The sequence below is a fragment of the Bradyrhizobium sp. AZCC 1588 genome (genome assembly GCF_036924735.1).
Taxonomy (GTDB): Bacteria; Pseudomonadota; Alphaproteobacteria; order Rhizobiales; family Xanthobacteraceae; genus Bradyrhizobium.
On sequence record NZ_JAZHSC010000001.1, the window covers coordinates 6,592,398 to 6,604,664 of the forward strand.

Genomic DNA, 12,267 nt, shown 5'->3' on the forward strand with positions numbered 1-12,267 from the left:
GAAAGTCGGAACATAGGAAGAACGGCAGGGAATTTCCAGTGCCGCGCGCGAATCATCAACGGATTGTTTTGCGTCATCAGCGTTTTGGCAGCAGCCGTCAGCAGTGGCGCACAAAAAAAGGCCGGCGCAAGGCCGGCCTTTTCTCAATCTTGGGAACTCAGGTGACGTGGAGATCAGTACCCGCCGAACTTGTAGTTGATGCGAGCGGTGATGACATCAACGTCCTGACGGATGCGGGTCTGGGCCACCGTTGTGCCAGCCGGGAAAACGACGCCGTTGCTCACGAAGTTATAGGTCTTGTCCTGCATGAACATGTGATTGTATTCGATGCCGGCCGACCAGTTCGGGGCGAAGCCATATTCCAGGCCAACGCCGACGACACCACCCCAACGGGTGTCATCGACGCTGTTGGCGAGCGAGACACCGGTGCCGGTCGTAAGCAAACGGTAGCGATCGGAGGTCACGGCGGCGCCGCCCTTGAGGTAGAACAGGACGTTGTTCGCTGCGTAGCCGACCTGACCGGTGAACAACCCGAAGGCATCGACACGCGTGTCGTTGGTGAACGCCGGAAGAAGCGGGATCGCATTGCTGCCATGGAAGTCAGCCCAGTTGCCCTGCGCTTCCACGCCGAACACCCACGAGGCGGCCTGCCAGCGGTAGCCGATCTGACCACCGACGGTGCCGCCGGTTGCGTCATGGCTGCCCATCGGAGCGACGCCGAAAGTGGTCTCGTCCCAACGCTGTCGGCTCGATCCCCAGCCGCCGTTAACGCCGGCGTAGAAGCCGCTCCAGTTGTACACCGCAACCGCCATCGGCGGCGCCTTGGTGTAGGGCCTGGCAGCGAGATCGGCGGCCATCGCGGGCGCCATACCAAGCGCGATCAGGCCAGTGGTGGTCAGTAGAATCTTTTTCACTTTCTTTTTCCTTTCGCGGCTCCAACGCAACTTTCCTCAGCCGTCAATTTGAGGTTGCTTGGCGATATAGCGCGAAGTTCCCGAAAAATGCTGTCGCCGGAATACCACATGTGGGTCAAAATCGTGGGCGACACAACCGCAGCGGGCAGCAATTGTGCCGAGCTACAACCAAAACAAAGGGCCGGCGCGGGGCCGGCCTTTTCAGCGTCGGGTCGAAAACGTCCACGATCAGTACTTGGCGATCACCGGGCCGCCGAACTTACGCTGATGCGCGCGGTGACCATGTCGACGTCCTGATCGTATCAGCAGCCAAACAAAAAGGCCGGCGTGAAGCCGGCCTTTCCGTAGTTCCGCGCTGGCGTTGCGATCAGTACCTCGCGATGACCGGGCCACCCCAACGATAGTTGACGCGAACGGTCACGAGGTCGACATCCTGGCTGATGCGGTCGGTGCCGAAGAGGACGCCGGCCGGTGTGACGAAGTCGTGGGTGCGGTCCTGCATGAACAGGTGATTGTACTCGACGCCGGCCGACCAGTTGGGAGCGAAGCCGAATTCGATGCCCGCGCCGACGCTGGCGCCCCAACGAGTGTCATCCCCGGTGGCGGCAACTAGGACGCCGGTGGGAACATCAAACTGGCGGAAACGATCCGCCGTAACGGCCGCACCACCTTTGACATAGAACAGAACGTTGTTGGCGGCGTAGCCGATCTGGCCTGTGATCAGGCCGAACGCATCGATGCGCGATTCGTTGCGGAGCGTCGGATCGATCAGGCTCACATTGCTGCCCCGGAAGTCGGCCCAGTTGCCCTGGCCTTCAAGACCGAACACCCAGGTGCCGGCCTGCCAGCGATAACCGATCTGACCGCCGGCGGTGGCGCCGTCTGCGTCATGGCAACCCTCGTCCGCGATGAACGCGCCGCCCACCGTCACGAGGTCCCAGCACTTCTGGCTCGTACCCCAGCCGCCGTTGGCGCCGATGTAGAAGCCGCTCCAGTCGTACACGGCGGCGATCGGGGCTGGCGGCGCCTTGGTGTAAGGACGCGCAGCGAGGTCGGCCGCCGCCGCGGGTGCAGCGAACGCAATGAGAGCAACTGTAGCTAACAGATACTTCTTCATGATCTTTCCCCAGTTTTGTCCGCTTCCCGCTAGGCCTGAAGCGTTGTTGTGACGCGAGCGCCCGCGCCGCTGGAGAATTGTATAGCGCGACTCGCGCGGAAATGGCGTGTCCCGGATGCAACAGCCGCCAACCAAGTTTATGGAACGAAGCTTATGATTTATCTGGTATAATTGGAACCGAGACGGGAACTTTCGGGTTCCATTTCGTCTCTTTCGGTTCCCCCGTGAGTTCCCGGGGTTCGCCCATAGATTGCAGGACCGCAGCCGGGCAGACGTGAGCTGTTTGCGGAACAAAGCTGGAACGCGCGCGTAGGCGATGCTATATGTGGATAACCGGCGACTTGCCGAGGGATCGCCAAGTCAGCGGGGCCTGTCGGTGTATAGGGTCCGGATGTCCTGGAGCGGACGCGGAAACGGACAAGCGACAGGTCAAGAATTGAAGATGGGCGGCACGGAAGCGGGCCGGACCAGTGATTTTTGCCGGCGATATCGAGTGGAGAGCGGCGATGGCGGGAAGCGTGAACAAAGTGATTCTGGTCGGCAACCTCGGCAAGGATCCTGAAATCCGGCGGACACAGGACGGGCGGCCGATCGCCAATCTGAGCATCGCGACATCGGAGACCTGGCGCGACAAAGGCACCGGCGAGCGCAAGGAAAAGACCGAGTGGCACCGCGTGGTGATCTTCAACGAGGGGCTCTGCAAGGTCGCCGAACAATATCTGAAGAAGGGCGCCAAGGTTTACATCGAGGGCCAGTTGCAGACCCGCAAATGGACCGATCAGAGCGGCGTCGACAAATACTCGACCGAGGTCGTGCTGCAGGGCTTTAACTCGAACCTGACCATGCTCGACGGCCGCAGTGGCGGCGGGGGCGGCAGCTTCGGCTCCGATGATTCCGGTGATTTCGGCTCGAGCGGTCCGGCTAGCTCCGCGCCGCGGCGGGCAGTCGCGGCGGGCAGTCGCAACAGTGATATGGACGACGACATCCCGTTCTAGGGCCTTACTCCGTTCGAGAGCAGGGTCTTCGGCTAGCAAGAAATTCGCTTGCGGGAACGGACGTTGACGCCTGCTTTACGACCAATGTACCGCCGCAAGAATCCGCCGGCTGAAATCCTGTCTACAGGCGCGTCGCGATCCGAGTGCCCGGTCGGCTCGCTCAGCCGTCATGCTATTAATATTCGCATGAGGTAATTCGCTTAAGCTGCTGCAGCCTTGAACGCCAACCGGATCTGGTCCGGCACAATGTCGGCGGTCACCGCAAAGCGATGGTGTCGATCTTCCTTGGAGCGCTCGTCGTCGCCGGCTTGTTCACCTTCCTGCCGGGACGGATCATGCATGCGGTGGTTTTTGGCCATTAGGCCGACCGTGGGAACATCGTTTTTGACACTGCCTTCAGGTCCTGAAATGGCGGTTCCGGCAGGGTTCGGGAGAGCTGTCTCCGATCCCGGTAAGTCCATGAAAAAACGAGCGGAAAAACAGCTTCCTCCCGACAGCTTCGGGGTGGTTATCGGACCCTCGATGCGCTATATGATTCTTAGCTGAGAACTGACTGGATTCCCCTTTGTCCGACAACGAAGACGACAAGCCCGGCGAGCCGCCGGAGCACTCCGACATTCGCCCCGTTTCCATTCTCGACGAGATGAAACGCTCCTACCTCGATTACGCCATGAGCGTGATCGTGGCGCGGGCGCTGCCGGACGCGCGCGACGGGCTGAAGCCCGTGCATCGCCGCATTCTGTATTCGATGTACGAGCAGGGGCACACGCCCGACAAAAAGTACGTCAAGTCAGCGCGCGTCGTCGGTGACGTGATCGGTAAGTATCATCCGCACGGCGACCAGTCGATTTACGACGCGATGGTCCGGATGGCGCAGGATTTTTCCATGCGCGTGCCGCTGATCGACGGCCAGGGCAATTTCGGCTCGGTCGATGGCGATCCGCCCGCGGCTTATCGATATACCGAAGCCCGTCTGACCCGGTCGGCGCTAGAAGTTCTCGGCGATATCGACAAGGATACTGTCGATTTCCAGCCGAACTACGACAATTCCGAGAAGGAGCCGTCGGTACTGCCGGCGAGGTTCCCGAACCTGCTGGTCAACGGCGCCGGCGGCATCGCCGTCGGCATGGCAACCAACATCCCGCCGCACAATCTCGGCGAAGTCGTCGACGCCTGCGTGGCGTTGATCGACAATCCTGCGCTCAGCATCGACGATCTCATCAACATCATTCCCGGCCCGGATTTCCCAACCGGTGGCATTATCCTCGGACGCCAGGGCATCCGTTCGGCCTACCACCTCGGCCGCGGGTCAATCGTGATGCGCGGCAAGGTGACGATCGACACCATCCGCAAGGATCGCGAAGCGATCATCGTCACTGAAATTCCCTATCAGATAAACAAGGCCACCATGGTCGAGCGCATCGCCGAACTGGTGCGAGAAAAGAAGATCGAAGGTGTCGCCGACCTGCGCGATGAATCCGACCGCGACGGCTTCCGTGTCGTCGTCGAGTTGAAGCGCGAGGCGATGGCCGATGTCGTGCTGAATCAGCTCTATCGCTTCACGCCGCTGCAATCGAACTTCCCGGCCAATATGCTGGCGCTGGATAACGGCCGTCCGCAGACGATGAACCTAAGGGACCTGCTGACGCTGTTCATCGCGTTCCGCGAGCAGGTCGTCACCCGTCGCACCAAGTTCCTGCTCAACAAGGCGCGCGATCGCGCCCATATCCTGGTCGGTCTTGCAATTGCCGTTGCGAATATCGACGAGATCATTCGCGTGATCAGAACCTCGCCCGATCCGAACACGGCGCGGGATACGTTGATGTCGCGCGACTGGCCGGCCAAGGATGTCGAGGCGATGATCACGCTGATCGACGATCCCCGACATCGGATGGCGCCGGACGGCACTGCGCGGCTGTCGCTGGAGCAGGCAAGGGCCATTCTCGAGCTGCGCCTGCAGCGCCTGACCGCGCTCGGCCGCGAGGAGATTTCCGAAGAGCTTGACAAGCTTGCGGTGGAAATTGCCGACTATCTCGAAATTTTGCGTTCGCGTGCGCGCGTGCAGGCGATCATCAAGGACGAACTTGCCGCGGTGAAAGGCGAATTCGCCACTCCGCGGAAAACCGTGATCGTCGAGCAGGAAGGCGAGGTTGAGGACGAGGATCTGATCCAGCGCGAGGACATGGTGGTCACGGTGTCGCACGCCGGCTATGTCAAGCGCGTGCCGCTCTCGACCTATCGGGCGCAGCGGCGCGGCGGCAAGGGCCGTGCGGGCATGCAGACCCGCGACGAGGATTTCGTCTCCCGCCTGTTCGTGGCCTCGACCCACACGCCGGTGCTGTTCTTCTCTTCGCGCGGCCAGGTTTACAAGGAAAAGGTCTGGCGGCTGCCGGTGGCGGCGCCGAACGCGCGCGGCAAGGCGATGATCAACATCCTGCCGCTGGAGCAGGGCGAGCGCATCACCACCATCATGCCGCTGCCGGAGGATGAATCCTCCTGGGGCAATCTCGACGTGATGTTTGCTACTACCGGCGGCACCGTTCGCCGCAACAAGCTGTCCGACTTCGTCGATGTCCGCCGCTCCGGCATCATCGCCATGAAGCTCGGAGAGGGTGAAGCGATCGTCGACGTGCAGATCTGCACGGAGCATGACGACGTGCTGCTGACCGCGGCCGGCGGGCAGTGCATTCGCTTCCCCGTCACCGATGTGCGCGTCTTCACGGGGCGCACCTCGATGGGCGTGCGCGGCATTGCGCTGGCGGAGGGCGACAAGCTGATTTCGCTGGCGATCCTGCGCCATGTGGAGACCACCTCGGACGAACGGTCGGCCTACCTGAAGATGCGCCGCGCGGTCGCCGGCGAAACCGCGGTTGAAGAGCCTGTTGATGCCGAGGGCGAGGAGACGTCGGGTTCGCTCCAGCTCTCGCAGGAGCGCTACGCCGAAATGTCGGCGCAGGAGCAGGTGGTGCTGACGGTCTCCGTCAACGGCTACGGCAAGCGCACCTCGTCCTACGAGTACCGCACCACCGGCCGCGGCGGCAAAGGCATCGTCGCGATGAGCGTCAACAACCGCAACGGCAAGCTGGTGGCCTCATTCCCGGTGGAGCACAGCGACCAGATCATGCTGGTCACCGACAAGGGCCAGCTCATCCGCTGCCCGGTCGAGGACATCCGCATCGCCGGCCGCTCGACGCAAGGCGTCATCGTGTTCGATACGGCGGAGGATGAGCACGTCGTATCGGTCGAGCATATTTCGGAAGACGAGAACGGCGTGAACGGGAACGGCGGCTAGCGCCGTCCACCGCCATTCCGGGGCATCGCGAATGCGATGAGCCCGGAATCCATCCCGCCATTTGCGTTTGCGGCGTGGGATTCCGGCCCTGCGTGCTGCGCACACATCCCGGAATGACGAGGTGCCTAGGCCGGATGAGCTGGATGCTCAGCCCAACGCGCCGCGTCAGGGCTCCAGCCCACGGTAAACCAGCCATTAACTATAGATTGCTACACATTTGCTGTGTCCGGGTGGTGACCGTCCGGCCAAACGGGAGCGGATATCATGCCCGTCGAAATGCTGACGTATGCCGATCTGGGCGAAAGGCTCAAGATTTCCCCAGAGGCTGCCCGCGCTCTGGTGAAGCGACACCGTTGGCCGCGCTCCCGCTCCAACGACGGCAAGACGCTTGTCCAGGTCGATCTCAGCGAATTCAGCCATTCCCCAATACCCCGTCAGCCGCAAACGCAGGCCGGTCACCAGGTGGTCACCGCCTTAAAGCAACGAATCGAGACGCTGCAGACTGAGCTGGCAGAGATGAAGGTGATTGCCAGCGGCCACCGGGCCGACTTTGAGAGAGAATGCGAACGCACCAACAAGCTCTTGGCTGAATTGCTTAAAGTCAGCACGGAAAGCGTAGGAGCCCGGGAGAGGGCAGCTCTGCTCGAAGGCAAGCTGTCGATGCTGACGCAACCCTGGCGACGCCGGCTGGTCGATGCTTTCACCCTTGCCCTGCCGCAAGTCGCCTCCAACCCCCGCGAGAGCGCCGGCCCCGTAGCCCAGTCACAGAATTGAACCGGCCTGCCAACGTGCCGGTGCTTTGCCGCGATTGGCACAAACTTCAGATCACGCCGGACATTTCCGGAGCGTTGCCGATCTAGGTTCAACCTCGGCGCCGATTGACATACAGGAGCGTCACTGGAGCGCATCAAGCAGCGCCTTAGCGTCCCGCAGATCAGGTGTGTCGAAACCTTCGGTGAACCAGCCATAGACCGGCGCGAGAAGATCACTGGCCTGCTGCTGCTTGCCCTGATCACGCCAGAGCCGGGCCAAGCTCGTGGTGGCGCGCAGCTCCAGGGCCTTCGCGCTCTGGCGACCGGCCACGTCAAGCGCTCGCCGAAAGTACGCTTCCGCTTCGGTCCTGTCGCCACCTGGCCTCGCCACCGTCAGCTCTCCAATCAAGCGATAAATTTCCGCCTCCCATCTCCGCTCGCCCGTCTCTTCGACAGCGGCCACAGCTTCGGCCAGCGCAGTCAATCCTTGCTCGATCTCTCCGGCCCGCGCCGAAGCTTCAGCCAATAGCGCAAGATAGAAGGGCCTACGGATGCGCACGCCCGTCGGCTGGACGGCCGCGAGGCCGTCGCGAATCTCCGCGATCCCTTCCACTGCCTGTCCGCGTACCGCGATCGCCCAGCCCCGCAAGACGCTTGCCGCCGCCGCCAGATGCGGTGCTATGCCATGCTCGGCGCACACCGCGATTGCGGCCTCCGCGTGCTCGCGGGCCGGCTCAGCTTCCCTCCGATGCTGGTAGATCATCGCCGCGAACACCAGGGCGAGAACAAGGCTAAAGGGATGCGAAAGCTCCCGCGCCATCCTCACCGCTTCGCGCGCCGTGGCAAGCGCCTGCTCGGGGAAACCAAGCGGCCACAGCGTGGCGGCGGCGGTGTATCGGTTGCAGACAGCCGCGTCGTGGCTGCCATAGAGGAACTTATGGGCAGCGTACGCGTCCGACCGATAGAGCGCCAATCCCGCCTCGAGATGCGCACGGCACGTGGTCAGCTCCGGGAGATTGAGAAGGGTTGTCCATGCAGCGTGATGCGCCTGCAGGAGGAGCGCCGGATCTGCGCTCTCTCGGGCGAGTGCGAACAGCTCGCCCAGCAGATCGCGAGCCGTCTTGAACTCGCAGCGTTGCTGGTAAACGAGCCACAACCCCCAGCTCACGGTAAAGAGCTGCGCCGCATCGCCGGCTTGCCGGCATAGGTCACGGGCACGCAGGTATGCTTGCTCCACCTCCGGTGCCGACCAGCTCTTGGTGCCGATCAGCACCGGCGCAAGCACGAGCTGCAGGTCGAGTTCGCGGCGGGCGCGTTCCGCAGGCTCGGCGACCCGATCGACGAGCATCAGCCCCTTGCGGAGATGCGCGATCGCCTCCGCGTGTGCCGAGCGCTCGGCAGCGCGCTGGCCAGCCTTGCGCCAGTAGGCCACAGCAATTTCCGTGAGGTCAGCCTCGGTAAAGTGGTGCGCAAGCACCTCCGGCTGGGTAGCCGCGATGTCCGGAAAGCTATCCTCGAGGGCCCGTGCGATGCGCGCGTGCAGCGGTTGCCGCTTGCCGCGCAGCAGTGTGCCGTAGGCGGTGTCCTGAACGAGGGCGTGCTTGAAGCTGTACACCGATGAGCCACGACGAAAAATCAACTGTGACGCGGCGAGCTGGTCGAGGGCCGACTGCAAAGGCGCGTCCGGCAGTGGCGACACGGTCCGTATCAGATCGTCGGAGAATTCCCGGCCAATGGCGGCGCCGGTCTGGGCGATTTCTTTGGCTTCCGGACTGAGACGGTCGAGACGGGCCAGGAGCGAGGCGTGCAGGGTAGCCGGGACAGCGAGTGCACCTGGCGAGGTTCGCGAAAGCACGGCCTTGCCTTCCCCCTCGGCTCCCGCTTCTAGCACAGCCTTGGTCAGTTCCTCCACGAACAGCGGCACGCCGTCCGTGCGGTCGACGATTTCGTGGACGATCGCGCGGGGCAGCACCTTCTCGCCGACTACCCGCTCCACGAGGGTTGCGGTGTCGCGGCGGTTCAAGCGACCAAGCGTCAGCATCGTGACATGCGGCTGGCCAACCCATGGCGGCGGGAACTCCGGTCGGAAGGTGAGGAGCAACAGCGCCGGCAGCTGCTGCACGCGGTCGACCGTCACCTGCAGGAGCTCAAGCGAGGTCGGGTCGATCCAGTGCACATCTTCGAAGACCCACAGCACGGAGTTGCGCCGAGACAGGTCCTCCATTTGCCGGACCAGCGCCTGAAGCGTGCGCTCCTTCTTCGCTGGCGGACTGAGCGACACCGGGCAATAGCGGTCGCAGGGCAACGACAGCAGCTCGGCCAATAGCGGCATGTCTTCGGCGGCACTCGCTGTGCCAGTTAACAGCGCCTCGATTTTGTCGAGCCTGACCGCCGGTGGGTCATCCCTGGTGAACCCAGCCGCCCGCTCCAGTTGCTTGATGACGGGGTAAAGAGCGCTGCCCTGGTGGTGCGGCGAGCAGAAACAGCGCAGGCGCGAGTATGGTTCGGCCTGGAGCTTCTCCTGGAGGGCCGCCACGAGCCGCGATTTCCCGACCCCGGCCTCCGCTGAGAGCAGCACCACCTGGCCCTCCCCAGAGGTCACGCGCTGCCACCGGCGCAGCAGCAGTTCGATCTCCTCCTCGCGACCGACCAGCGGGGTCAAACCGGCCGAATGGAAAGCTTCAAACCGGCTCTCGACGGCGCTCGACCGCAGCACCTGATAGGCTCGGACCGGCTGCGGGAAGCCCTTCATCGCAACCGTGCCGAGATCACGGTACTCGAAAAGATCACCCAGCAGGTGGCGCGTCGTGGGGCCGACGACAATGGTGTTCGGCTCGCCAAGAGCTTGCAGGCGCGCCGCGAGGTTGGGCGTCTCGCCTACCACGACGCGTTCCTGTGCTTCGCCCGAGCCAATGAGGTCGCCGACCACGACAAGCCCTGTGCCGATGCCGATCCGGACCCGAAGACGCTCGGGTGTTTGCAGTTGGTTGACGGCGTCGATAAGGGCCAAACCGGCGCGCACCGCTCGCTCGGCGTCGTCCTCGTGCGCATGCGGATAGCCGAAATAAAGCAGTACGCCGTCGCCCATGTACTTGGCGACGAAGCCGTCGAAGCGGGCGACCGTCTCAGCTACGCAGCGGTGATAGGCGCCAATCACCTCGCGTAGGTCCTCGGGGTCAAGACCAGCCGATAGCGCGGTCGAACCGACGAGGTCGCAGAACATCACCGTAAGCTGCCGACGTTCGGCAGAGGAGACGGCACTGAGGCTTGGCGCCGACGCGGCGCTCGGGCCTGCCAATTTCGAGGGCTGTGGCAGGCATGCGGCCGCTTTCAATAGCTTCTTGCGCTGGCCAAGCGAGAGGCCGAGCTTCTCCAGGTCCGCCTCGCTCAGCTCAGGCAGGATATTGAGATCGACATCGTTCGCCCGCAACGCGGGTGCGAGCTGCACCAGGCCAAGCGGCGCCAGCCAGCGCTCCAGCTCGTCCACGGCTTCCTCCTCGCTCCTGCGCATTCTACCAGATCGGGTGCGCGCTCCAAAGGGATCTTTGCCGCCTGCAGGAGTTCCGAAAGAGGCGAGCTCGGTTCCGATCCGATAGTCGGCTCCTGGCCATTCGCGTCAATACGCTGCCGTGCGCTAACGCGTCGATGTTTATCGATCGTGCTTATCGCTTGCTGTGACGTGCGAGCACGCGGTCCACCATCGCTCCTGCTGTGCCGAGATAATTTGACGGCTCGCACAAGGCGGCGAGCCGATCGCGCGGTAGCGCGGATGCGATGGCCGGGCGTCGCAGCAGGGCATCGAGCAGCGCGTCGCCACGGTCGAACGCGTCGCGGCAGGCAGCATAGACCTCGTCATGGGCAAGCTGGCGCCCGAGCGCGGGCGCGAGTCCCATCATCACAGCTTCGGCGACGATCAGCCCGCGCGTGGATTGCAGGTTTCGCTTCATCGCCAGGGGATCGACGATCAGGCCGGACAGCATGAATTGCGCCTGCGCCAGTGAGCCAGCGGTGAGAAGACAGACCTGGGGCAAAGCGAGCCACTCGCAATGCCAGGGCCCGGTGGCGCGCTCGAGATCCTGCACCATGGCGTCCAGCATCAGCGAAGCGGCGTCGCGCGACGCCTTCGCGTTCGCCAGCAGGATTTCCGAGGAGATCGGGTTGCGCTTCTGCGGCATGGTCGAGGATGCGCCGCGATGCGAGGAGAACGGCTCGAACACCTCGCCGATCTCGGTCGCCATCAGGATCATGACGTCGTAGCCGATCTTGCCGAGTGCGCCGCAGATCACGGCGAGCGTCTGCACCAGTTCGACAAGTCCGTCGCGGGCGACGTGCCAGGTGATGTCGGGCTCTCCCAGGCCGAGCACGCGGGCATAGGCGGCACGTACATCCAGTCCGCGATCGCCGAGCGACGCCAGCGTTCCCGCCGCGCCGCCGAGCTGCGCCTGAAGGGCGCGAGGCTTGACCTGTTCGAGCCGATCGGCCGAGCGCTGCAGCGCCGAGAGCCAGATCGCAGCCTTGTGCCCGAACGTGATCGGCAGGGCCTGCTGAAGATGGGTTCGGCCGGCCATCGGGGTATCGCGGTGGAGGCGGGCGAGATTGGCAAGAGTTGCCATGACCTCGCCGAGCTGCGCTTCGATCAGCGCGACCGCTTCGCGCAGTTGCAGCACGGTCGCGGTATCCATGACGTCCTGGGTGGTCGCCCCCCAATGCAGATAGCGGCCGGCTTCGCCGAGTCGCTCCGATAGCTGGCGGACTAGACCGACGATCGGGTAGCCGACGTTCTCGGTATCGCGCTTCAACTGCTCGATATCGAGCGCGATCGCTGGCGCCTGCCGCGCGATTGCCTCGGCCGCATCGCGCGGAATCACGCCGGCTTCGCCCTGCGCGGTGGCAAGCGCTACTTCCGCCCGCACATAGGCCTCGAGCAGCGCCTCGTCGGAAAACACCGCTCGCATGGAAGGCGTCGAGAAAACGTCGCGATAGAGGGCGCTGTCGAACATCGTGCTGGCCACGCGCTTGTTTCCTTCCTGTCAATATGCCCGGCCATCTGATTGATATGCACAAATCCGTCAAGCGCGGCCGCGGGACTTTTGAAGCCGTGCTATGGGGGCGCGCTGGCCGCGAGACAGTTACGGCGTGATCGCTTCCGAAGTGCATCAAACCGTTGCGGCGACCGTGGTTCCGAACGAGTTTGCCA

7 protein-coding genes and 1 pseudogene are annotated in these 12,267 nt (G+C 63.5%); 4 read left to right on the top strand and 4 right to left on the bottom strand.

Translation table 11 applies throughout. The features are described 5' to 3' along the window. Window positions 1-173: 173 nt before the first annotated feature. Window positions 174-914, bottom strand: coding sequence for an outer membrane protein (locus V1277_RS30695; protein ID WP_334419469.1), 741 nt, complete (start codon window positions 912-914; stop codon window positions 174-176). A 367-nt stretch (window positions 915-1,281) separates the two neighbouring features. After that, window positions 1,282-2,031 (bottom strand): outer membrane protein, encoded by a 750-nt coding sequence (locus V1277_RS30700; protein ID WP_334375248.1) that lies wholly within the window; start codon window positions 2,029-2,031, stop codon window positions 1,282-1,284. A gap of 506 nt (window positions 2,032-2,537) precedes the next feature. Between V1277_RS30700 and V1277_RS30705 the strand changes: the two genes are divergently transcribed. From V1277_RS30705 to V1277_RS30720, 4 genes and pseudogenes are all read left to right on the top strand, one after another. Then, window positions 2,538-3,026, top strand: coding sequence for a single-stranded DNA-binding protein (locus V1277_RS30705; protein ID WP_057841921.1), 489 nt, complete (start codon window positions 2,538-2,540; stop codon window positions 3,024-3,026). Between the two features lie 239 nt (window positions 3,027-3,265). After that, window positions 3,266-3,388, top strand: a pseudogene (locus tag V1277_RS35110) (DUF2306 domain-containing protein); the annotation flags it as partial. Between the two features lie 203 nt (window positions 3,389-3,591). Then, window positions 3,592-6,318, top strand: a complete 2,727-nt coding sequence (gene gyrA / locus V1277_RS30715) for a DNA gyrase subunit A (protein ID WP_334419471.1) — start codon at window positions 3,592-3,594, stop codon at window positions 6,316-6,318. 264 nt (window positions 6,319-6,582) lie between these two features. After that, window positions 6,583-7,092: a hypothetical protein gene (locus V1277_RS30720; RefSeq protein WP_051379188.1), complete on the top strand. Its 510-nt coding sequence runs from the start codon at window positions 6,583-6,585 to the stop codon at window positions 7,090-7,092. Window positions 7,093-7,212: 120 nt separating this feature from the next. Here V1277_RS30720 and V1277_RS30725 read toward each other — a convergent pair whose 3' ends face one another. Next, window positions 7,213-10,557, bottom strand: coding sequence for an adenylate/guanylate cyclase domain-containing protein (locus tag V1277_RS30725; RefSeq protein WP_334419472.1), 3,345 nt, complete (start codon window positions 10,555-10,557; stop codon window positions 7,213-7,215). Between the two features lie 175 nt (window positions 10,558-10,732). Next, window positions 10,733-12,070: a 3-carboxy-cis,cis-muconate cycloisomerase gene (pcaB, locus tag V1277_RS30730; protein WP_334420498.1), complete on the bottom strand. Its 1,338-nt coding sequence runs from the start codon at window positions 12,068-12,070 to the stop codon at window positions 10,733-10,735. Window positions 12,071-12,267 lie beyond the last annotated feature (197 nt).